Source organism: Affinirhizobium capsici (assembly GCF_977018625.1).
In genome coordinates, this window is the sequence record NZ_CDRNXD010000004.1 from 784550 (window position 1) to 806539 (window position 21990).

17 protein-coding genes and 1 other RNA gene are annotated in these 21990 nt (G+C 56.6%); 17 read left to right on the forward strand and 1 reads right to left on the reverse strand.

Features of this window, described 5'->3' with window-relative positions:
- Nucleotides 1-25: 25 nt before the first annotated feature.
- The 13 genes from rnpB to murB all read left to right on the forward strand — a co-directional run bounded on the left by rnpB (nt 26) and on the right by murB (nt 14809).
- An RNA gene (gene rnpB / locus AC0JZ1_RS07175) (RNase P RNA component class A) lies at nt 26-455 on the forward strand.
- A gap of 506 nt (nt 456-961) precedes the next feature.
- Nucleotides 962-1402: a division/cell wall cluster transcriptional repressor MraZ gene (gene mraZ, locus AC0JZ1_RS07180; protein ID WP_471881731.1), complete on the forward strand. Its 441-nt coding sequence runs from the start codon at nt 962-964 to the stop codon at nt 1400-1402.
- Nucleotides 1403-1416: 14 nt separating this feature from the next.
- Nucleotides 1417-2445: a 16S rRNA (cytosine(1402)-N(4))-methyltransferase RsmH gene (gene rsmH / locus AC0JZ1_RS07185; protein ID WP_471881732.1), complete on the forward strand. Its 1029-nt coding sequence runs from the start codon at nt 1417-1419 to the stop codon at nt 2443-2445.
- Nucleotides 2446-2447: 2 nt separating this feature from the next.
- Entirely contained in the window at nt 2448-2918 is a 471-nt protein-coding gene (ftsL, locus tag AC0JZ1_RS07190; RefSeq protein ID WP_471881733.1) for a cell division protein FtsL, read from the forward strand.
- The gene (locus AC0JZ1_RS07195) at nt 2918-4657 is read left to right on the forward strand and encodes a peptidoglycan D,D-transpeptidase FtsI family protein (protein ID WP_471881734.1); all 1740 of its coding nucleotides are present in this window, start codon (nt 2918-2920) and stop codon (nt 4655-4657) included. The genes ftsL and AC0JZ1_RS07195 overlap by 1 nt, the downstream gene beginning before the upstream one ends.
- A gap of 6 nt (nt 4658-4663) precedes the next feature.
- Nucleotides 4664-6178, forward strand: a complete 1515-nt coding sequence (locus tag AC0JZ1_RS07200; protein ID WP_471881735.1) for a UDP-N-acetylmuramoyl-L-alanyl-D-glutamate--2,6-diaminopimelate ligase — start codon at nt 4664-4666, stop codon at nt 6176-6178.
- Entirely contained in the window at nt 6175-7608 is a 1434-nt protein-coding gene (locus AC0JZ1_RS07205) for a UDP-N-acetylmuramoylalanyl-D-glutamyl-2,6-diaminopimelate--D-alanyl-D-alanine ligase (RefSeq protein WP_471881736.1), read from the forward strand. Before AC0JZ1_RS07200 ends, AC0JZ1_RS07205 begins: the two co-directional genes overlap by 4 nt.
- A 22-nt stretch (nt 7609-7630) precedes the next feature.
- Nucleotides 7631-8731: a phospho-N-acetylmuramoyl-pentapeptide-transferase gene (mraY, locus tag AC0JZ1_RS07210; RefSeq protein ID WP_471881737.1), complete on the forward strand. Its 1101-nt coding sequence runs from the start codon at nt 7631-7633 to the stop codon at nt 8729-8731.
- A gap of 4 nt (nt 8732-8735) precedes the next feature.
- Nucleotides 8736-10142: a UDP-N-acetylmuramoyl-L-alanine--D-glutamate ligase gene (gene murD / locus AC0JZ1_RS07215; RefSeq protein WP_471881738.1), complete on the forward strand. Its 1407-nt coding sequence runs from the start codon at nt 8736-8738 to the stop codon at nt 10140-10142.
- A 1-nt stretch (nt 10143) separates the two neighbouring features.
- The gene (gene ftsW / locus AC0JZ1_RS07220) at nt 10144-11298 is read left to right on the forward strand and encodes a putative lipid II flippase FtsW (protein ID WP_471881739.1); all 1155 of its coding nucleotides are present in this window, start codon (nt 10144-10146) and stop codon (nt 11296-11298) included.
- Between the two features lie 3 nt (nt 11299-11301).
- Nucleotides 11302-12426 carry an undecaprenyldiphospho-muramoylpentapeptide beta-N-acetylglucosaminyltransferase gene (murG, locus tag AC0JZ1_RS07225; RefSeq protein ID WP_471881740.1) on the forward strand — a complete coding sequence of 375 codons (1125 nt, stop codon included), beginning with the start codon at nt 11302-11304 and terminating at the stop codon, nt 12424-12426.
- Nucleotides 12423-13835, forward strand: a complete 1413-nt coding sequence (gene murC / locus AC0JZ1_RS07230) for a UDP-N-acetylmuramate--L-alanine ligase (protein WP_471881741.1) — start codon at nt 12423-12425, stop codon at nt 13833-13835. Before murG ends, murC begins: the two co-directional genes overlap by 4 nt.
- Nucleotides 13835-14809: a UDP-N-acetylmuramate dehydrogenase gene (gene murB, locus AC0JZ1_RS07235; RefSeq protein WP_471881742.1), complete on the forward strand. Its 975-nt coding sequence runs from the start codon at nt 13835-13837 to the stop codon at nt 14807-14809. Before murC ends, murB begins: the two co-directional genes overlap by 1 nt.
- 434 nt (nt 14810-15243) lie before the next feature.
- On the opposite strand, the gene AC0JZ1_RS07240 is transcribed toward murB, so the two are convergent.
- Nucleotides 15244-16548: an MFS transporter gene (locus AC0JZ1_RS07240; RefSeq protein WP_471881743.1), complete on the reverse strand. Its 1305-nt coding sequence runs from the start codon at nt 16546-16548 to the stop codon at nt 15244-15246.
- A 271-nt stretch (nt 16549-16819) separates the two neighbouring features.
- On the opposite strand from AC0JZ1_RS07240, the gene AC0JZ1_RS07245 reads away from it, so the two are divergent.
- From AC0JZ1_RS07245 to ftsZ, 4 genes are all read left to right on the forward strand, one after another.
- Nucleotides 16820-17746, forward strand: a complete 927-nt coding sequence (locus AC0JZ1_RS07245; protein WP_471881744.1) for a D-alanine--D-alanine ligase — start codon at nt 16820-16822, stop codon at nt 17744-17746.
- Between the two features lie 17 nt (nt 17747-17763).
- Nucleotides 17764-18663, forward strand: coding sequence for a cell division protein FtsQ/DivIB (locus AC0JZ1_RS07250; RefSeq protein WP_471883377.1), 900 nt, complete (start codon nt 17764-17766; stop codon nt 18661-18663).
- Nucleotides 18660-19991 (forward strand): cell division protein FtsA, encoded by a 1332-nt coding sequence (gene ftsA / locus AC0JZ1_RS07255; protein ID WP_471881745.1) that lies wholly within the window; start codon nt 18660-18662, stop codon nt 19989-19991. Before AC0JZ1_RS07250 ends, ftsA begins: the two co-directional genes overlap by 4 nt.
- Before the next feature lie 86 nt (nt 19992-20077).
- Nucleotides 20078-21904, forward strand: a complete 1827-nt coding sequence (gene ftsZ, locus AC0JZ1_RS07260) for a cell division protein FtsZ (RefSeq protein WP_471881746.1) — start codon at nt 20078-20080, stop codon at nt 21902-21904.
- Nucleotides 21905-21990 lie beyond the last annotated feature (86 nt).

Consider the following 21990-nt stretch of genomic DNA (forward strand, 5'->3'; position numbering starts at 1 on the left):
TGGCAAACCGTCTAAGGAGGCGCTGCCAGTTGGCCGGGCAGCCGCGCTTTACCAATGCTGAAAGGCGGTAGGGTGAGGAAAGTCCGGGCTCCACGGAAACACGGTGCCGGATAACGTCCGGCGGGGGTGACCCCAGGGATAGTGCCACAGAAAGAAAACCGCCCCGCCTTTTGTTGCGCTCTTTGAGAACGCAAGAGGTGGCGGGGTAAGGGTGAAAGGGTGGGGTAAGAGCCCACCGCAGTTCTGGCAACAGAGCTGGCAAGGTAAACCCCACCGGGAGCAAGACCGAATAGGGATGACGCGGGTCGCGTGAAAACGCAGCCACAGCCTGTTTCTGGGCCAGTCATCCGGGTGGGTTGCAGGAGGCAGTGCGCAAGTGCTGTCCCAGATGAATGGCTGCCACGTTCCGGGAAACCGGAGCCATACAGAACCCGGCTTACAGGCCAACTGGCAATTACATTTTCTTCTTGATTTCAATCCTGGGGCGGTTTCGAAACAGAGGCTGTCTTGCCTGCTGCCACACAGGTTGGTGCGGCGTATTTATGCGCACATACTCTTTCAGGTTGCGTAGCTCGCCTTGGTATGGCGATACGAAACTCCACCTTATGCATGAACTTACAATGGCTTAAGAGAACGGGGTGGTCTTTTGACTTGACGAAAGACAGGTGGAGCGAAACCGCCTTTGCTAACCCTTTGTTAAACTTAACGGCTTATAAATATTTGGCGTTGTGGTTCTGCCGTGGAGCCACTTCCCATTGACGCCCATAGGGTCCCATGATATCCCAAACCCACACTGCGAAGGGGCAAATTCTTGCCCAATTATCGGACAGAAACGGGTCGCCTTCTTCGGAAGGTCGCGGGCAGAGAACTTCGTGCCTTAACGGCTGGGTTGTGTCTGTGGATGCGTTTGAAGTGGGGCGTGTAATCGTCTCACGCGTCATGGGAGCGGATGTTTGGCGTTATGAACCGCTTCTTGTCCAATGCGACGAACAAGATCGATACGAAGGGGCGGGTTTCCGTTCCTGCGTTGTTTCGATCTGTCTTGGCGCAAAGGGATATCCAGGAGCTTTATTGTCTCCAGGATCTGGTATTTCCGGCGATCAGCGTCGGCGGTCCCGAGTTGCTCGAGCGGTACGAGCGGCAGATCGCCAGCGTCGATCCTTTTTCGCCGGAGGCAAATCAGATGTCGCTGCTTGTTCACGGCGGCGGCGTCTACATGCGGCTCGACCAGGAAGGCCGGTTGATGGTGACGGATTTTATCCGCAGCTTCACCGGAATTACCACGGAAGTCACTTTCGTGGGGCGGTCGGATCATTTTCAGCTTTGGCAACCGCAGGCGTTTCACGAGGCGCAGCGGCTTGCCCGGGAAGGTCGCGCGCTGACTGGGGTGCGGCCGACGTAAGACAGGGGACCGGAATGGCGGCGAATCTTGTTGGCGACGGAAATTCCGAGGCCGATGGCGGACCGATGCGCCACATTCCAGTCATGCTGAACGAGGTGCTGGAGACATTGTCTCCGGCGCCTGGAAAAACCATTCTCGATGGCACATTCGGCGCTGGCGGATATACGCGCGCCATTCTCAATGCAGGTGCCAACGTCATTGCGCTTGATCGTGATCCGAATGCGATCGCCGCGGGTCAGCCTATGGTGGCCGAGTTTTCAGGACGATTGAAGCTTATCCCGTCCCGCTTTTCGCAACTTGCGGACCATGCGCCGTCTGAGGGGCTGGATGGTGTGGTCCTGGATATCGGCGTGTCATCCATGCAGATCGATGAGGCAGAGCGTGGCTTCTCGTTCCAGAGGAATGGTCCTCTCGATATGCGCATGTCCTCGTCGGGCGTTTCGGCGGCCGATGTTGTCAATCGGGCCAAGGCGGGCGACCTTGCGCGAATATTCGGATTTCTTGGTGAAGAAAAGCAGGCAGGACGCATTGCGCGTGCAATCGAAAAGCGTCGTGCTGCGGAACCTTTTGTCACCACCCGTGACCTTGCTAATCTGATCGAAAGCGTCAATCCGCGTAAGGCCAAGGATAAAATTCATCCGGCCACCCGCGTATTTCAGGGCTTGCGCATTTTCGTGAATGACGAATTGGGCGAGCTTTCACATGCGCTTTTTGCGGCAGAGCGGGCACTAAAGCCCGGTGGGCGTCTGGTCGTCGTCAGCTTCCATTCCCTGGAAGATCGGCTGGTGAAGCGCTTCCTCTCTGATCGTTCCGGCAAGGCCAGCGGTTCGCGCCACCTGCCCATGGTGGAGGATAAACCAAGTATTTTTGAGCCAATTGGCAAAGGATTGCTGGCCGCGACCGATGACGAAGCGCGTATCAACCCTCGCGCAAGGTCTGCCAAGCTACGTGCTGCATTTAGAACGGCTGCTCCGGTGGGCGCGTCGGACTATTCGATTTTCGATCTGCCTGATTTGGCAAGCCTGGAAAAGATGGGAGCCTGAACATGCTGCGGAGCTTCGATCTGGTTTTGATCGGTGTCATGACGGCGACTGCCGTTGTGACCTACACGATCAAGCACAAGGCTGATTTGAAATTGGAGGAGGTTCGCCGGCTGGAATCGGAGATCAAGCTGGAGCGCGATACCATTGATCTTTTGAAAGCGGACTGGGCCTTGCTGACACAGCCAAACCGTTTGCATCGTCTGATCGGACAATATCAGGCAGAGCTTGAGTTGCAGTCCACGCAGCCGACGCAGCTGGCCCTGCCGCAGGAACTGCCGATGTTCAAGGCGCAATTGCCGCAGCCTGAAACCACCATCGAACAGCTGATTGCTGAGGTGGACCCGGAAGTTGCAGCGGCCCTGAAGGGTGTCGATGCCGCCAAGGCAAAGCCGCCAAAAGCGAAAATCCCAGTGCCTCAGGCGCGGGGAAAAACCAAAGTTGACGTGATTTCAACCGGATCGGTGGACGACTGATGGCTTTTCTTTCCCGTGTTATGGTCTTGAAAAGCCGGGCTCACTTTTCCGCCGGCTCCAAACGTCCCGGATCCTCCTCCGGGAAGTTCGAAGGTTCTCGCAAGCGCAAATCCTCACAGGCGCGTAACCGCGTTGCAATCATCATCGCCTGCTTCATCGGTTTTTACGGTGTTATTGGCACGCGTCTTGCCATGTACGCCATGCGCGAGCCGGAAGCGACCTCCAGCATCATGCCTGCCGATCGTTTGATGGCCTCGAGGCCAGACATTCTTGATCGCAATGGCGAAGTGTTGGCGACCGATATTCGCACTGTCTCGCTGTTTGCCGAGCCCCACAAGATCGTCGATCCCGATGAGGTGATCGAAAAGCTGCGTACCGTCCTGCCTGACATTGATTCCAAGCAGATCTACCATAAGCTCTCGTCCAGCTCCCGATTCCAGTGGTTGCGCCGTCAGCTGACGCCAAAGCAACAGAGCGAAATCCTGGCGCTAGGCATTCCCGGCATTGGTTTCCGTCCAGAAAAACGCCGATTTTATCCAGGTGGTGCGACCGCAGCGCACATTGTCGGTTACGTCAACATTGATAACCGCGGCGTTGCGGGGATGGAGCGGTATATCGACACCCAGGGTCTGGCTGATCTGGCAGCCGTTGGCATGACCAGCGATCAGCCGCTGGAACCTGTTCGCCTTTCCATCGATGTGCGGGTGCAGGCCATTTTGCGTGATGTGCTCATGTCGGCCATCCAGAAATTCCGTGCCAAGGGTGCTGGCGGCGTTGTCCTGGACGCTAATACTGGCGAAGTTCTCGCCATGGCTTCCGCGCCGGACTTTGACCCGAACGATCCGGCTGCAGGTGGTGAGGAAGGCTGGTTGAACCGCATGTCGAACGGCACGTTCGAAATGGGATCGACCTTCAAATCCTTCTCGCTGGCCATGGCGCTCGATTCCGGCAAATTCTCGATGAATGATAGCTTCGATGCCCGCTATCCTATTCGCATCGGTGGCTTTACCATCAAGGACTTCCACGGCAAGGGCCGCTTCCTGACCATGCCGGAAGTGTTCCAGTATTCCTCCAACATCGGTACTGCCAAGATGGCAGATGCGGTGGGAATTGAAGGCCACAAGGAGTTTCTCACGAGGCTCGGTCTCTTGAGCAAGATGAAGACGGAGCTTCCGGAGGTTGCGACACCCTCCCAGCCTCGTACCTGGAAGAAGATCAACTCGATCACGATTTCCTTCGGCCATGGTGTGTCAACCACGCCGCTGCAGACAGCGGTTGCAGGTGCTGCACTGGTCAATGGCGGGCGGCTGATTGAACCCACCTTCCTGCCGCGTTCTCGCGAAGATTCGGATTTGGCGGCGACGACCGTGATCAAGAAGACCACGAGTGACAACATGCGTTGGCTCTTCGAGTGGAATGGTACGCAGGGTTCCGGCAAAAGTGCGCTGGTTGAAGGTTTCGATGTGGGTGGCAAGACCGGCACCGCCGATAAAGTCATCAATGGCCGCTATAACCACGATCACAACTTCAACGCCTTTCTGGCTGCGTTTCCGATCTACAAGCCCCGATTTGTTGTTTTGACTTTCATTGATGATCCGCGCAGCGAAACGGACCGCGCAGTGCTGGCCGGTAATAGCGCCGCGCCCATGGTGAAGGACATCATCAGCCGGTCTGCTGCGATTCTCGGTGTAAAACCAAGATTTGGTGAAAACGGCTCCGCCATGCTTGTGTCCTATTAGGCCATAATGAATGAGCGCGACGATTCGCGGCTCATGAAAAGCCGTCTCGCAGAGAGGGTAGCGATGAAACTGAGAGATTTCTCCGGGGTATTCCCGGAGGCTGCTGCTGACCTTACCGGTGAAGCTGGCAATATTGTTGTGACAGGGATTTCCGCAGATAGCCGTGCTATCAAGCCGGGTATGATTTTTGTCGCTATTGCTGGCAACAAGGCAAACGGAGCGGCATTTGCGCAGGATGCCGTGGCGCGAGGCGCTTCTGCGATTGTTTCCGCCGAGGCTATTGAGGCGCAAGTTCCGACGATCCGGGTTGAAAATGTACGCCGCGCGCTGTCTCTTGGAGCGGCAAGCTTTTATGCTGGTCAGCCGGAAACTATGATTGCTGTCACCGGCACGGCTGGCAAAACTTCAGTTGCCTCTTTCACACGCCAGATTTGGGCGCATGCAGGGCTTGCCGCTGCTCAGATCGGCACCACGGGCGTGATATCGCCCAAGCGTAATGATTACGGCTCTCTAACCACGCCTGATCCTGTTGCGCTGCACGTGCTTCTTGCGGAATTGGCGGCAGAAGGCGTGACCCATGCTGCCATGGAAGCCTCAAGTCACGGTCTCGACCAAAGCCGTTTGGACGGCGTGAAGCTTTCTGCTGCAGGATTCACAAATCTCGGTCGGGATCACATGGATTACCACTCGACAGTGGATGAGTATTTCGCCGCGAAAATGCGCCTGTTCGATACTCTGCTGCCGAAGGGCAGTCCGGCGGTGATTTTCTCGGATGATGTTTGGTCCACTAAAGCTGTGGATGCGGCAAAAGCGGCTGGGCATGATGTGCGCACCGTAGGTCGTGCCGGATCGTTCCTCACCCTCAAGCGCGTCGAGCATTTCCGGCATAAGCAATTGGCGGAAATCCATATCGACGGCCAGATCTTCGAAGTGCATATTCCGCTGGCGGGTGATTTCCAGATTTCCAATGCCCTTGTGGCAGCAGGCCTGGCTATCTCAACCGGTGTTGCGCCGAAGCTTGCCATGTCTGCGCTGGAAAGGCTCGTCGGTGCTTCAGGGCGGCTCGAACTGGTTGGTCAGACCAAGCAGGGCGCACCTGCTTATGTCGATTATGCCCACAAGCCGGAAGCGCTTGAACATGTTCTCACATCCGTGCGTCCCTTCACGACCGGCCGCGTGATTGTTGTGTTCGGCTGCGGCGGAGATCGCGACAAGGGCAAGCGTCCGATCATGGGTGAAATCGCAAGTCGGCTTTCTGATGTGGTCATCGTCACGGACGATAATCCTCGCTCCGAGGACAGCGCCACGATTCGCGCTGAAATCATGGCTGCAGCGCCTGGCGCTACCGAAATTGGTGATCGGGCAAAGGCAATCCGTCATGCTGTAGCTTTGATGGAGGCTGGCGATACGTTGATCGTGGCAGGCAAAGGGCATGAAGAGGGGCAAACGATTGGCACGACTGTGCTTCCCTTCTCCGATCATGTGGAAGTGCGCAAAGCTTTGGAGGAGTTGAAGCAGTGAGCTGGTTGTGGACGACGGCAGATATGATTGCCGCCATGGGGGGGCGTCCCATTGGCTCGCTACCGGAAGGCATAACCGGTATTTCCATCGATAGCCGAAGCATTGCTCCGGGCGAAGCATTCTTCGCCATCAAGGGTGATCGAGTTGATGGCCACGATTTTGCGACCATCGCGGTTGCCAATGGTGCGGCACTTCTTGTGGTGGCGGAAGGCAAGCTACCTGCCATGGGCCGCATCACCACGCCGCTTATCGTTGTGGAAGATGTACTTGTTGCACTTCAAAAACTGGCGATTGCTTCTCGCCTCCGAAGCAGGGCGCAAATTGTCGCGGTTACCGGTTCTGTCGGCAAAACGACAACCAAGGAGATGCTGCGCTCGGTTTTAGCGCCTTCCGGCAAGGTGCACGCCGCTGTAGCCTCTTTCAACAATCACTGGGGCGTGCCACTCACGCTTGCACGCATGCCCGAAGATGCGGATTTCGGTGTCTTCGAAATCGGCATGAATCATCCCAATGAAATCAGGCCACTGGTGAAAATGGTGCGGCCTCAGGTGGCGGTGATCACCACGATTGGGGCGGCTCATCTGGGGCATTTCAACAGCCTGGAGGAAATCGCCGCTGCCAAGGCTGAGATTTTTGAAGGGCTTGAGCCAAATGGTGTGGCCCTCCTGAATCGAGATAACAAGCAGTATGGCTTCCTGGAGCGGGTGGCGCAGGACCTTGCCCTGCCGCACGTATTGACCTTCGGTCAGCATGCGAAGGCTGATTTTCGCCTGGCGGATTTCGAAGGCACTGCTGACGGTTCTACCATCTGGGCGGTGCTGAATGGTGAAACGGCCGAGGTTCACATCGGCGCGCCGGGCCGTCACATTGCAGAAAATGCGCTGGCAGCCCTTGGCGTAGTTGCGCTTTTCGGAGCCAATCTGGATGCTGCGCGGGAGGCGCTGGCCTCTCTTCGGCCCGTGAAGGGAAGAGGCGAGAAACATCGGCTTCAATTTGGTGACGGCGTCCTCACGGTCATCGACGAAAGTTATAATGCCAATCCAGCCTCCATGCGTGCTGCCATCGCGCTATTGGCCTCGACGGAGCCCGAAGGGGCAGGGCGGCGTGTAGCTGTGCTGGGCGATATGTTGGAGATGGGCGCTTTCTCCCAACGGGTTCACGAAGAACTGGCGGGCCCGCTACTGTCTGCTGGAATAGCTCACGTCTGGCTTGCCGGGCAGGAAATGGCGGCATTGCGTGATGCCCTGCCGGAAAGCGTCCATGTGGGATATTGCGCTACCACTGCGGAACTCATCGATTATGTGCAGAGCCAAATTGTTCCCGGCGACGTGCTGATGGTGAAGTCCTCTCTCGGCATCGGTTTTGGCAAGATCATATCTGCGCTTATTGACAAGTACCCGGCCTTGCCTGACAGGGAGCGCCATACTTGATCCTCCATCAGAAAGACAAACCATGCTGATTTGGCTTGTGGAACTCGCGAGCAGCTTTCAGATCTTCAATCTGTTTCGCTACATCACGTTCCGGACAGGCGCTGCTCTGTTCACATCCGCCCTGATCGTTTTCTTGTTCGGCCCGCGTATGATCGCGTCGCTGCGTATTCGCCAGGGCAAGGGGCAGCCAATCCGCGCTGATGGGCCACAGACCCATTTCAAGAAAGCCGGGACGCCCACCATGGGTGGCTTGATGATTCTGGCGGGCATTGTTGGCGGGTCGCTGCTCTGGGCTGATCTTTCCAACGTTTATGTTGTCGCGACGTTGCTCGTAACACTGGGTTTTGGCGCCATCGGATTCTATGACGATTATCTGAAGGTGACGAAGCAGACGGAAAAGGGTTTTTCAGGCAAGGCGCGTCTTGGTATCGAATTCGTCATTGCTTGCATCGCTGTCTATTTCATGATGCGAACATCCGTTGCCAATAGCCCGAATGGCTCACTGCTCGGAACATCGATTTCTTTCCCGTTCTTCAAGAGTGTCCTGCTCAATCTCGGCATCTTCTTTGTGCTGTTTGGTGGTTTTGTGATTGTGGCGGCAGGCAATGCCGTCAACCTGACGGACGGCCTTGATGGCCTCGCCATCGTGCCGGTCATGATTGCAGCCGCCTCCTTCGGCATCATTGCTTATCTGGCTGGTAACGCCGTTTTTGCCGATTATCTGCAGATCAATTTTGTACCCGGCACCGGGGAACTTGCTGTTATCCTAGGTGCGGTCATCGGGGCAGGTTTGGGCTTCCTCTGGTTCAATGCACCGCCAGCCGCCATCTTCATGGGTGACACGGGATCGCTGGCCCTTGGTGGCCTGATAGGTTCGGTTGCCGTTGCCACCAAGCATGAAATCGTCATGGCCATCATCGGCGGCTTGTTTGTGATGGAAACACTCTCTGTCATCATCCAGGTTGGCTTCTTTAAGCTAACCGGGCGCCGCGTTTTCCTGATGGCGCCGATCCATCACCATTTTGAAAAGCTGGGTTGGACGGAGAGCCAGGTGGTTATCCGCTTCTGGATTATTGCCGTAGGTCTCGCCATGCTTGGCCTCTCAACCCTGAAACTGCGGTAAGGCCATGATACCGGTCACGACATTTGCGGGGCGAAAGGTTGCTCTCTTTGGCCTCGGCGGCTCCGGACTTGCTACGGCCAAGGCACTGGTTGCGGGTGGCGCAGATGTCACTGCTTGGGACGATAACCCAGATAGCGTGGTTAAGGCGCGGGCAGACGGTGTGCACACGGCTGATTTGCGCAGCATTAATTGGTCAGCACAGGCAGCGCTTGTGCTCGCGCCAGGCGTTCCCTTGACGCACCCAAAGCCGCATTGGAGTGCAGATCTTGCGCGGGCAGCGGGCGTGGAAATCATCGGTGATGTGGAATTGTTCGTGCGTGAGCGTCGCGCCCATGCTCCAGATTGCCCGTTCATTGCGATTACCGGCACCAACGGTAAATCTACGACGACCGCGCTGATTGCTCATATTCTCAGCGCCAGCGGTCGAGATACACAGTTGGGCGGAAATATCGGCACCGCGGTTCTGACGCTCGATCCGCCACGCAACGATCGCTTCTATGTTGTAGAGTGCTCATCTTACCAGATCGACCTGGCACCCACCATCAATCCTACCGCCGGTATTTTGTTGAACCTGACACCAGACCATCTGGATCGTCATGGAACGATGCAGCACTACGCCGATGTGAAAGAGCGTTTGGTGGCTGGAAGCAGGACGGCCATTGTTGGCGTGGACGATAGCTATTCCACCGTTATCGCGGACCGCATCGAGCGAGCAGGCGTTTCGGTCAAGCGCATCTCGAAACGCACGCCGGTTTTGGATGGATATTATCTTGCCGGAAGCGATATTGCCCATGCGCATAACGGGGAGGTTTCTTCGCTTTTTACGTTGCTCGGTATCGAAACACTGAAGGGCTCGCATAATGCGCAAAACGCTGCGGCTGCCATTGCCGCCTGTGTTGCGGTTGGTGTTTCCGTTGATGACATCCGCGCTGGCTTGAAAAGCTTCCCAGGCCTGAAGCATCGCATGCAGCCGGTTGGCCGCAAAGGCAAAGTGGTTTTCGTCAACGATTCCAAGGCAACCAATGCCGATGCGGCAGCACCTGCGCTTTCCAGCTATGAACGCATTTTCTGGATTGCTGGAGGTTTGCCAAAAGCTGGAGGCATCGCAAGCCTCGCGCCACTCTTCCCACGTATCGTCAAAGCCTATCTGATCGGAGAAGCTGCGCCGGAATTCGCCTCAACGCTTGGTGAGGCAGTCCCTTATGAAATCTCGGGCACACTGGATCGCGCTGTTGCCCATGCGGCAACGGATGCTGAGGGCGATGGTGGTGAATGCGCGGTGATGCTCTCACCAGCTTGCGCGAGTTTCGATCAGTTCAGAAATTTCGAGATCAGGGGCGATCAGTTCGTTTCCCTGGTTGCAGACCTCGGCGGCATTTCCATGCTGATCGAGCCGGAGAAGGGAACGTGAGATGGTAAGTCGCGCCGATCGAGGGGCACTCGCAGACTGGTTCTGGACGATTGATCGCTTCTTTCTGGCGACGTTCATCCTGTTGATGGGCATTGGCTTTATGCTGTCCTTTGCGGCATCGCCGCCGGTGGCGGAGCGCATTGGTTTGCCAAGCTTCCACTTCGTTGAGCGTCATGCAGTCTTCCTTGCCCCTTCGATCATTGTGATGATCGGGCTTTCTTTCCTGACGCCGCGTCAGGTGCGCCGGGCCGCTATCATCCTTTTGGCGCTCTCTATCGTCATGATGGTGCTCGCACTGTTTTTTGGTGCTGAAATCAAGGGCTCGCGCCGCTGGTTCTCCATCGGCAGCTTTTCCATCCAGCCATCAGAATTCCTGAAGCCTGCCTTTGTTGTGGTGTGCGCCTGGTTGTTTGCCGAGCATGCCCGCCAGCCAGAAGTGCCGGGCAATCTGTTTGCCATCATTCTGTTCGGCATTGTTGCTGCACTTCTGGTGGCTCAGCCAGACTTGGGCCAGACGATTCTTACGAGTGCAGTGTGGGGTTCCATGTTCTTCATGGCCGGAATGCCGTGGCTCTGGATCATCGTGCTCGGCGGGTTGGGCGCGGGCGGCCTCGTCAGTGCCTATTACATCTTCCCGCACGTTGCCGGTCGAATCGACCGCTTCATCACGGGTGAGGGCGATACCTTCCAGGTGGATACGGCGCGTGAGGCCATTATTCGCGGCGATTGGTTCGGGCAGGGGCCGGGCGAAGGCATCGTGAAGCGCATTCTCCCGGACAGTCATACAGACTTCATCTTCTCAGTGGCTGCCGAGGAATTTGGCATCATCTTTTGCATGGTGTTGGTCGCAATCTTCGCGTTCATCGTAATCCGAGGCCTCAGCCACGCCTATCGCGAAAAGAATGATTTCAACCGCTTTGCGGTCGCAGGCCTGGTGCTGCAAATCGGCATTCAGTCGATGATCAATATCGGTGTTAATCTTGAATTGATGCCGGCAAAGGGCATGACGCTGCCGCTGATTTCCTATGGTGGCTCTTCCATGATTGCGATCTGCATCACAGCAGGTTTTATTCTGGCCTTGACGCGCCATCGACCTGAAAAGCGAGCGCAGGAGCGTAGCCTCTTCCGTGTCTCACACGGCGTTCCCGCGGAGTAAATCATGAGCAAAGGCATTATCATGCTTGTCGCCGGTGGTACCGGCGGCCATCTCTTTCCGGCAGAAGCGCTTGGGCACGAATTGAAGGCGAGGGGCTGGTCGGTTCACCTGATCACGGATAAGCGGGCTGAACGCTTTGCTGGTACCTTTCCTGCCGATGAAATTCATGTCGTCCCGAGTGCAACTTTGGGATCAAAGAACCCGATTGCGGTCACACGCTCCCTCTTGACGCTCTGGAGGGGTATGCGCACAGCACGTAAGCTGCTCTCGCGCGTTCGTCCTGCTGCAGTGGTTGGGTTTGGTGGCTACCCCACTATTCCGCCACTGCTTGCCGCTACGGGAATGGGCGTTCCTTCGCTTATCCATGAGCAGAATGCTGTCATGGGTCGTGCCAACAAGGCGCTCGCCAATCGGGTGCAGGCCATTGCAGGAGGCTTTCTGCCAGATGATGGCGGGAAATATAGCGCGAAGACAGTGATCACCGGCAATCCGGTGCGACCGGCTGTTCTGCAGGCATCACACATTCCTTACCGGCCTTCGCGAGGGGACGAGCCGTTCAACCTCGTCGTGTTTGGTGGCAGTCAGGGTGCGCAGTTTTTCTCTGGTGCAATTCCGACTGCTCTCGCCCTCTTGAGCGATGAGGAGCGTAATCGCTTGCGCTTGACCCAGCAGGCCCGGCCCGATGATCGCGCACAGGTCGACTCCTGCATGATGAAACTGAAGATGGATGCGGATGTATCGCCTTTCTTTGGTGATATGGCTGCCAGGATTGGTGCTGCGCATTTTGTGATCAGCCGGTCTGGAGCCTCAACCGTTTCTGAACTTGCCGTCATTGGTCGACCGTCTCTGCTCGTGCCATATCCTCACGCGCTGGATCACGATCAAGCTGCCAATGCGGAAGCGCTTGTGAAAGCGGGCGGCGCGAAGGTGGTTCCACAGAGTGAACTCTCGGCGGAAAAGCTCTCCAAGATCATCTCAAGTGCAATGCAAGATCCTGATCGGCTGGAAAAAATGGCGCAAGCGGCGAGGCAGGCCGGGCATCCCAATGCTGCGGCCTTGCTTGCAGACCTCACCATCGCTATCGCAGGCAGACAAGATATTGCGACATATAAAGGAGTAGGTGCATGAAGATGCCGAAGGCAATTGGCCTCGTCCACTTCATTGGCATTGGCGGGATTGGCATGAGCGGCATTGCCGAAGTGCTGCATAACCTTGGCCATCGCGTACAGGGCTCCGATCAGTCGGATAGCGCAAATGTTCAGCGCTTGCGTGACAAGGGCATTCCCGTGTTTGTTGGTCAACAGGCCGATAATTTGGGTGATGCCGAAGTGGTGGTTGTGTCGACAGCCATTAAGAAAAATAATCCTGAGCTGATTGCCGCACGCGAAAGATCGCTGCCTATTGTTCGTCGTGCAGAAATGCTGGCGGAATTGATGCGCTTCCGCAATGCCATCGCCATCGGCGGCACACATGGAAAGACAACCACGACATCCATGGTCGCCACTTTGCTTGAGGCGGGCGGGCTCGATCCCACTGTTATCAACGGTGGTATCATCAACGCATATGGCACCAACGCCCGCATGGGCGAGGGTGAATGGATGGTTGTTGAGGCGGACGAATCAGACGGCACGTTCCTGAAGCTGCCTGCCGATGTGGCTGTGGTTACAAATATCGATCCGGAACACCTGGATCATTACGGCAGCTTTGATGCCGTTCGCGCGGCGTTCCGCCAGTTTGTCGAAAACGTTCCCTTCTACGGCTTTGGCGTACTCTGCATTGACCACCCGGAGGTGCAGCAGCTGGTCGGGAAAATCGAGGATCGCAAGATCGTCACCTATGGCGAAAACCCGCAGGCGGATGCGCGGTTCTCCAACATCCGTATGGATGGCACCCGAGCGATTTTCGATGTGGAGATTCGCCGTCGACGCACGGGTCGCGTGTTTCAGTTCAAGGATTTGAGCCTGCCGATGCCCGGCCGCCACAACATCTCTAACGCAACTGCGGCTGTGGCTGTGGCCAATCGTCTTGGGATTTCCGAAGACGATATTCGCAAGGGCCTTGCCGCCTTCGGTGGTGTGAAGCGCCGCTTTACCCTGACCGGCACCTGGAATGATGTTTCGGTCTTCGATGATTACGGGCATCATCCTGTCGAGATCAAAGCGGTATTGAGAGCTGCTCGTGAAAGCTGCCAAGGGCGGATCATTGCAGTTCATCAGCCACATCGCTATTCGCGTCTCTCCAGCCTGTTTGAGGATTTCGTAACCTGTTTCAACGATGCCGATAGCATCATTCTTGCCCCGGTGTATGCGGCAGGTGAAGATGAGATTGAAGGCATCAATTCTGAAGCGCTCGTGTCACGTATCCGGGCAGGCGGCCACAGAGATGCACGTTACATGCCTGCGCCCAGTGCATTGCCGGGTATCATTTCCAGCATTGCAAAGCCGGGCGATTTCGTGGTTCTTCTGGGGGCTGGCAATATTACGCAGTGGGCAGCAACCCTGCCCAAAGAACTGGAAAGCATTTCGGGGCAATCTTGATGAAGCAGGTGAATGGGGAAAAGCTTCTGGCCTCTCTGGGGCCGGGGGTCAGTGAGTTGAGGGGCCGGCTAACGCCGGACGCACCGATGGACCGGGTGACCTGGTTTCAGGCAGGTGGTCTTGCTGAGTTGATGTTCCAGCCGCATGACACGGAAGACCTCATCACCTTCCTGAAACTGCTGCCGGAAGAGGTGCCGTTGACGGTTGTGGGCGTGGGCTCCAACCTTCTCGTGCGCGATGGTGGCATTCCAGGCGTTGTTTTGCGCCTATCCGCCAAGGGCTTTGGCCAAGTAGAACTGGCAGGTGAAAATCGTATTCGCGCGGGCGCGATTTGCCCCGACAAGCATATCGCAGCCATGGCTATGGACCATAATATCGGTGGCTTTGCCTTCTATTATGGCATTCCAGGTTCGATCGGTGGCGCACTGCGCATGAATGCTGGCGCCAATGGCGGCGAAACGGCTGCGCGCGTTATCGAAGTTCACGCGGTAGACCGCAAGGGCAACCAGCATGTGCTCTCGAATGCTGATATGGGCTACACCTACCGTCATTCATCTGCTGCCTCCGATTTGATTTTCACGCATGCCGTTTTTGAGGGCTATGCGGACGAAAAGGCAAAGATCCGTACCGAGATGGACGCTGTACGCCATCACCGCGAAACGGTGCAGCCAGTGAAGGAAAAGACAGGCGGCTCTACCTTCAAGAACCCTCCCGGTCATTCCGCTTGGGAACTGATCGATCAGGCAGGTTGCCGTGGGTTGATGAATGGCGGTGCACAGATGTCATCGCTGCACTGCAATTTCATGATCAATATCGGCCATGCATCAGGTTATGATCTCGAATATCTAGGCGAACTTGTGCGCCAGCGCGTGTTCGAACATTCGGGCGTAAAGCTGGAGTGGGAAATCAAGCGGCTTGGCATTTTCATGCCAGGACGTGAGGTCAGACCATTTCAGGGCGCAACGAACGAGTGAGATTGAAGCGGGGCGGTCATGAGCCTCGTTCACGATGAACGTACGAAGCTTTTGGCCAATGCTTGGACAGGTTTCCACGGCTTGTGCTGCCGCCGGGTTCATCGCACCCCGCAACTTTGCTCTCTTCAGGCAATGGGAATATTTCCGTTGCCGTTGCACTTTCGATTTTGACTTGGCTTTTTGCAGCGGCGCTATTTCATTTACTGGCAAGACGGACGCTCGGAGGTGTGAGGCCATGAACGGAGCAACACTGTTTTTTCTCTATAGTTTGCCGCTACTGATCGTGGCTGGTGCTCGGGCTGCTGTTGTTCTCAATGAACGAACTGCTGCCAAGCAAAGAATTGGTCTCAGAAAATAGGTCGCGTATTCATTAAAAAAAGCCCGCGAAACCAGTGGCTTCGCGGGCTTTTTTGTTGCTCAGAATCTGATTCAACTCAGACTTCGTGTTTGCCCGACAGCAGAATGCAAATGAGCGTGATCACCGCCGAAACGCCGAGATACAAACCTACATAAAACATGCCGTAGCTGGCTTGCAGCCATGTGGCGATATAAGGCGCAAGCGACGCGCCAAAGATGCCTGCAAAATTAAAGGTGATCGAAGAGCCAGTGTAGCGCACAGCCGTGGGGAAGGGTGCGGCGAGAGCTGTACCAATCAAGCCATAGGTCAATCCCATCAGGGCCATGGACGACGCTGAGAAGATAAAGATGGCCGTTTCGCCACTGGTCATCAGCTTTGGCAGCAGGAACGAGAAAAGACCGATCATCACGGTGACTGCAATGAGAAGTTCACGCCGACCGACCCGGTCTGCCAGCTTGCCCGCAATCGGAATGAACAGGCCGAATACTACCGATCCCAAAAGCTGTACTTCAAGGGCGTCAATGAATGAGATTTTCAGGACCTTGACGTTGTAGGAGAGGAGGTAGGCAGAGCCGATGTAGAAAAGCACGAAGGTCGCAAGGGCAACGAAGGTACCGAGAACGAGGCTGCGCTTGTGATTGCGGAAGAGTTCCGCCACGGGCACTTCGACGCGTTCCTTCTTCTCGATAGCCTTCTGGAATGCAGGCGTCTCGGTGATCGATAGACGAACCCAAAGCCCGATGGCAATGAGAATGATGGAAGCGAGGAAAGGCACGCGCCAACCCCAGCTTAGCAATGCTTCTTGCGAAATCACATGCAGAAGCAGCCAGAATATACCGGAGGAGAGGAAGAGGCCGATGGGCGCTCCCAATTGCGGGAACATGCCATACCAGCTGCGTTTGCCGGGAGGTGCGTTTTCTGTCGCCAGAAGAACCGCGCCGCCCCATTCGCCGCCGAGACCAAAGCCCTGGCCGAAACGGCACAGCGCGAGCAGCAGGGGCGCGATGACGCCGATCTGCTCATAAGATGGCAGTAGACCGATGATGACGGTTGAAATTCCCATGGTCAGCAGGGCTGCAACAAGCGTCGTTTTGCGCCCAACCCTATCGCCGAAATGTCCAAAGACGATTGCACCGAAAGGCCTCGCGAAGAAGGCAATCGAGAATGTAGCGAAGGAAGCCAGAAGCGCTGTTGTGGGATCGCTATTCGGGAAGAATAGCGTAGGGAACACCAAAACCGCAGCCGTGGCATAAACATAAAAGTCGAAGAATTCGATTGTCGTTCCGACCAGACTGGCTGTGAGAACTCGTGCAGGAGAATTCAATGCAACGGGCTTCAACGGCTCCTGGGCCGGCGACGCGGAGGGCATCGCGTTGGTCATTTTCTTGTCCGATATCTTGCTAAGGCAAACTTAATATAAGGCCTTGAGCCGCTTTAGGGCAATTTTCATAAGGGGGAAAGCCCATGGTTTAATTTTTCCCGTATGTCTTTGTCCCACTTAAACGGCCTGTTGTGCAACGGTTTCCCGCGGTTTGTTAACGAAAGTAAACGATTCATTAACCATATTGGCGCTCTAATGGAGCGGCGAGAGGAATCAGTCTCGCGCAAGTTTCGAGCCGTAGTGCGCGGCTTTTAAGGGTAGAGGTGTTGTAATGAGTGGCAAGCATGTGGCGGTTCTGATGGGTGGTCTTGCCGCAGAGCGTCCCGTTAGCTTGTCTTCCGGCAATGCCTGTGCCGACGCTCTTGAAGCGGAAGGGTACCGGGTGACCCGCGTTGATGTCGGACGCGATATCTCTGCTGTATTGGCTGATCTGCGCCCTGATGTGGCTTTCAATGCTTTGCACGGTCCATTTGGTGAGGATGGCGCGGTCCAAGGCGTTTTGGAATATCTCGGAATTCCTTACACCCACTCCGGCATTCTGGCTTCAGCTCTCGCTATGGACAAGATGCGCGCGAAATCGGTCGCGGCGGCGGCGGGCATACCAGTTGCTGCGGGGCGTGAAATCAATCGTTTCGAGATCGGTAACAAGCATCCGATGGAGCCGCCATACGTCGTGAAGCCGGTGAGCGAAGGATCTTCCTTTGGCGTGGTCATCGTGCGTGAAGGGCAGTCGCATCCTCCGCAGGTTATCGGTTCATCCGACTGGCGCTATGGCGACCGCGTGATGGTTGAGCGGTACATAGCTGGGCGGGAGCTGACCTGTGGCGTTATGGATGGTGTCGCCCTTGGAGTCACCGAGATCGTGCCGCTTTCTGGAGCCTTCTACGATTATGATGCGAAGTACGCATCGGGTGGCTCCAAACATGTCATTCCCGCGGAAATTTCACCAAATATTTACCAAAAAATTCAAACACTGGCAGTTAAGGCGCATCAGGCGATGGGGTGCCGTGGTGTGAGTCGCTCGGACTTCCGCTTCGACGATACCGTTTCCGAAGAAGGTGAATTGATCTGGCTGGAAATCAACACGCAGCCAGGCATGACGCCAACCTCTCTGGTGCCTGAAATGGCTGCGCATGCTGGTCGCAGCTTCGGTGAACTCGTCCGCTGGATGGTGGAGGACGCTTCGTGTTCTCGGTAAACGGTAAAAAGGCATCTGTGCAGGCTGGCCGATCCAGTGCGGGCTTCGGTGGCGAGGAGCGAATCGTGCTTCCGCGCCCTATGCGCCGCATTGTCCGCTTCTGTGTCAGCCTTGCCACTGGGCGGATCAATGTTCCCCGTCATACCGGCACGGTATCCGTGTTTCTTTTCTTCGGCGCTGTCGGGCTTTACGGCATGTCGATGGGTGGACACTCTGCCGATGTCGCTCAGGCGACAACTGCCGCTGCCGGTTTTGCCATCGAAAACGTGCGCGTTTCGGGTAATGTGGAAACATCCGAGATCGATATCCTGCAACTGCTCGGCCTTGATGGCACGACTTCGCTTGTGGCTATGGATGTGGATGCGGCCCGCCAGAAGCTCTCCAAGCTGCCTTGGGTCGAGTATGCGGAAGTTCGCAAGGTCTACCCCAAGACCATCGAGGTCACGCTGAAGGAGCGTGAGGCTTTCGGGATCTGGCAGCATGGTGCCGATCTTTCTCTGATTGAAAAGAACGGCAGCATCATCGCGCCGCTGCGTGACAACAAGTTTGCTTCGCTGCCGCTTTTTGTAGGGCGCGGCGCGGAAGCGGCTGCAGAAGACTTCCAGGAAGAGCTGGCGAAGTGGCCGGATATCCGCTCGCGTGTGCGGGCTTATGTTCGTGTGGCCGGTCGTCGTTGGGACCTTCATCTCAACAATGGCGTCGTCATCAAGCTGCCGGAAGAAGGCGTTGAAGAGGCGCTCGCGTTCTTGACGAAATACGAAACGACGCAGGGTGTGCTGGAGCGAGATATCGCTGCCATCGATCTGCGTTTGGCGGATCGCACCACCGTTCGCCTGACGGAAGGTGCCGCAGCGCGCCGCGCTGATGCGCTGGTTGCAAGGGCAAAGGCATTGAAAAAGGCTGGAGGTCAGACGTGAGTTTGTTCGGTTCTTCCGGATTGGGTCTGCCGCGCTTGAAGCCGCTTTCTTCCAAGCGGTCTCATGTCGTTTCAGTGCTGGACATTGGTTCAAGCAAGGTCGTTTGCATGATCGCAAGGCTGACGCCGCGCGAGGAGAGCGAAATCCTGCCGAACCGCACCCACAGCATCGAAATCATCGGTCTCGGCCATCAACGTTCGCGTGGCGTGAAGTCGGGCGTCGTATCGGACCTCGATGCTGTCGAAAGCGTTGTTCGTCTTGCTGTCGACGCAGCAGAGCGCATGGCGGGCCTGACCGTCGACAGCTTGATCGTCAATATTTCTGCCGGTCGTTTGACCAGCGATGTCTATACGGCGAGCATTGATCTGGGCGGACAGGAAGTCGTGGGTTCGGATCTTCGCAAGGTGCTTGTCGCGGCCAGCCAGCAGTCTCTGCGTCAGGATCGCGCCGTTTTGCATTCCCTGCCGACGGGCTTTTCGCTGGATGGTGAGCAGGGCATTCGTGATCCCCTCGCCATGTATGGTGATTTGCTGGGCGTGGACATGCATGTTGTGACGGCAGAACGCGCGGCGCTGAAGAATATCGAACTGTGCGTCAACCGCGCCCACCTCTCTGTCGAAGGCCTTGTTGCCACACCCTATGCCAGCGGACTTGCGGCTTTGGTGGATGATGAAGTGGAATTGGGCTGCGCTGCCATCGACATGGGTGGCGGCACCACGACGATTTCCGTCTTTGCAGAAGGCAAGCTCGTTCACACCGATGCTATTGGAATCGGCGGCCATCACGTAACCACTGACTTGGCGCGCGGTTTGTCCACCCGAATCGAAGACGCGGAGCGGCTCAAGGTAGTGCACGGTTCTGCAATCGCATCCGCAGCCGATGAGCGCGATCTCATTTCCGTGCCTCCGATTGGTGAAGACGATCGCGACCAGCCGACTCAGGTTCCGCGTGCCCTTGTCACCCGAATCGTCCGAGCCCGGCTGGAAGAGACACTGGAACTGATTCGTGATCGTATCCAGAAATCAGGTTTCAGCCCCATCGTTGGGAAGCGCGTGGTGCTTACAGGCGGTGCAAGCCAGTTGACTGGCCTGCCAGAGACGGCTCGCCGTATTCTTGCCCGCAATGTCCGCATTGGTCGCCCCATGGGGGTTTCCGGTTTGCCGACTGCTGCAAAGGGGCCGGCATTTTCGACAGCGGTAGGGCTTCTGATTTATCCGCAGGTTGCGGATATGGAAACACATGCAGGCCAAAACGGTCTGTTATCCGCCATAGGTGGCGGGAGTGGCCGAATTGCCCGGGTTGGGCAGTGGCTCAAGGAAAGTTTTTGACGCTTTAGCTTCGGGCAAGGGTGTCAGCGTAATTGAACGGATCGGCGCGCTTGGCGAGGCGGCCAGAGAAAGAAGGAACGGTTCATATGACCATCAAGCTGCAAAAGCCGGATATCACCGAGCTGAAGCCTCGGATCACCGTCTTCGGCGTTGGCGGTGGCGGCGGTAACGCTGTCAACAACATGATCACCGCGGGCCTGGAAGGCGTCGATTTCGTCGTTGCCAACACAGACGCGCAAGCTCTCATGATGTCCAAGGCTGAGCGCATCATCCAAATGGGTGTTCAGGTTACGGAAGGTCTTGGCGCAGGTTCGCAGCCGGAAGTCGGTCGCGCCGCTGCCGAGGAATGCCTCGACGAAATCATGGATCATTTGAGCAGCACGCATATGTGCTTCGTCACCGCAGGCATGGGCGGCGGTACGGGCACTGGTGCAGCTCCAGTGGTGGCTCAGGCCGCTCGCAGCAAAGGCATTCTCACGGTTGGCGTAGTCACCAAGCCGTTCCACTTCGAAGGCGGTCGCCGTATGCGCCTTGCCGAACAGGGTATCCAGGAACTTCAGAAGTCCGTCGATACACTGATCATCATTCCGAACCAAAACCTGTTCCGTATCGCCAACGACAAGACGACCTTTGCCGATGCTTTCGCGATGGCAGACCAGGTTCTTTACTCCGGCGTAGCCTGCATCACCGACCTTATGGTGAAAGAAGGTCTCATCAACCTCGACTTCGCAGACGTCCGTTCTGTCATGCGCGAAATGGGCCGCGCAATGATGGGTACGGGTGAGGCTTCCGGTGAAGGTCGCGCAATGCAGGCTGCCGAAGCTGCTATTGCTAACCCGCTTCTGGACGAAACCTCGATGAAGGGCGCTCAGGGTCTCCTGATCTCCATCACCGGTGGTCGCGACCTTACCCTGTTCGAAGTGGACGAGGCTGCCAGCCGTATCCGCGAAGAAGTCGATCCTGATGCGAACATCATTCTCGGCGCAACCTTCGATGAAGCGCTTGAAGGCGTTATCCGCGTTTCTGTCGTGGCAACCGGCATCGACCGCGCCCACAACGCAAACGATGGGCGCGATTCTGACATGCGTTCCACTCAGAAAATTATCCGTCCTTCCGCGGCCGTTGCTCCGGCTCCGGCCGCAGTTCAGCCTGTCATGACACAGGCACCCCGCACGACCCCGGTTGATCCGGTTGCTGAAACCATCCGTCAGGCTGAAGCCCAGATGGAACGTGAGCTTTCCATCCCGGCTCCACAGGCTGTCGCTCCGGCACCACAGCCCGCACCGGCACCAATGGCAGCGGCGGCACCTGCTGCTGATGAGTTCCGTCCGCAAAGCCGCCTGTTCCAAGCCTCTGCTCCGGTCGAACCAGTTGCACCGCGCGTAGCACCGCTTCAGCCATCTGCTTCAGCATTTGCTGCGGCACCGGCTCCGAACTTCACTCAGGCTTCGGCACCAAGCTTTGCGGCACAGCCCGCAACTCAGCCAATGGCGGCAGCTCCGGCACCACGCATGGCACCGCAGCCAATGGAACCTGCTGCTCCTATCATCCGCCAGTCGGTTGAACAGGTTCGCATGCCGAAGGTCGAGGATTTCCCGCCAGTTGTTAAGGCAGAAATCGACCAGCGCACCCAGCCTGCCTATCAGCCTCAGGAAGAGCGTGGCCCAATGGGTCTTCTAAAGCGCATCACCAACTCGCTTGGTCGTCGCGAAGAAGAAGAATCAGTTGCCTCTGAGATGACCTCTGCTCCTGCAGCGGCTTCCCAGCAGCGTCGTCCTCTCTCGCCAGAGGCAAGCGTTTACGCACCGCGTCGTGGCAATCTGGACGATTTGGGACGTCCTGTTGCTGCATCGCATCATCACGATGACGACCAGCTGGAAATTCCGGCCTTCCTACGCCGCCAGTCTACGTAACGGTAACAAATTTCTAACAATGAGGAACCCGAGCATGCTGCTCGGGTTTTTCTTTATCTTCAAGTACCTTGGCGGAATCTCCTCAA

Bases quoted from the DNA above. Each gene is read 5' to 3' on its own strand.
- rsmH (WP_471881732.1), top strand. From the start codon at position 1,417: ATGGCGGCGAATCTTGTTGGCGACGGAAATTCCGAGGCCGATGGCGGA.
- mraY (WP_471881737.1), top strand. From the start codon at position 7,631: ATGCTGATTTGGCTTGTGGAACTCGCGAGCAGCTTTCAGATCTTCAAT.
- ftsZ (WP_471881746.1), top strand. From the start codon at position 20,078: ATGACCATCAAGCTGCAAAAGCCGGATATCACCGAGCTGAAGCCTCGG.
- AC0JZ1_RS07245 (WP_471881744.1), top strand. From the start codon at position 16,820: ATGAGTGGCAAGCATGTGGCGGTTCTGATGGGTGGTCTTGCCGCAGAG.
- AC0JZ1_RS07240 (WP_471881743.1), bottom strand. From the start codon at position 16,548: ATGACCAACGCGATGCCCTCCGCGTCGCCGGCCCAGGAGCCGTTGAAG.
- murG (WP_471881740.1), top strand. From the start codon at position 11,302: ATGAGCAAAGGCATTATCATGCTTGTCGCCGGTGGTACCGGCGGCCAT.
- mraZ (WP_471881731.1), top strand. From the start codon at position 962: ATGAACCGCTTCTTGTCCAATGCGACGAACAAGATCGATACGAAGGGG.
- ftsL (WP_471881733.1), top strand. From the start codon at position 2,448: ATGCTGCGGAGCTTCGATCTGGTTTTGATCGGTGTCATGACGGCGACT.
- murC (WP_471881741.1), top strand. From the start codon at position 12,423: ATGAAGATGCCGAAGGCAATTGGCCTCGTCCACTTCATTGGCATTGGC.
- AC0JZ1_RS07200 (WP_471881735.1), top strand. From the start codon at position 4,664: ATGAATGAGCGCGACGATTCGCGGCTCATGAAAAGCCGTCTCGCAGAG.
- AC0JZ1_RS07195 (WP_471881734.1), top strand. From the start codon at position 2,918: ATGGCTTTTCTTTCCCGTGTTATGGTCTTGAAAAGCCGGGCTCACTTT.
- ftsW (WP_471881739.1), top strand. From the start codon at position 10,144: ATGGTAAGTCGCGCCGATCGAGGGGCACTCGCAGACTGGTTCTGGACG.
- murD (WP_471881738.1), top strand. From the start codon at position 8,736: ATGATACCGGTCACGACATTTGCGGGGCGAAAGGTTGCTCTCTTTGGC.
- murB (WP_471881742.1), top strand. From the start codon at position 13,835: ATGAAGCAGGTGAATGGGGAAAAGCTTCTGGCCTCTCTGGGGCCGGGG.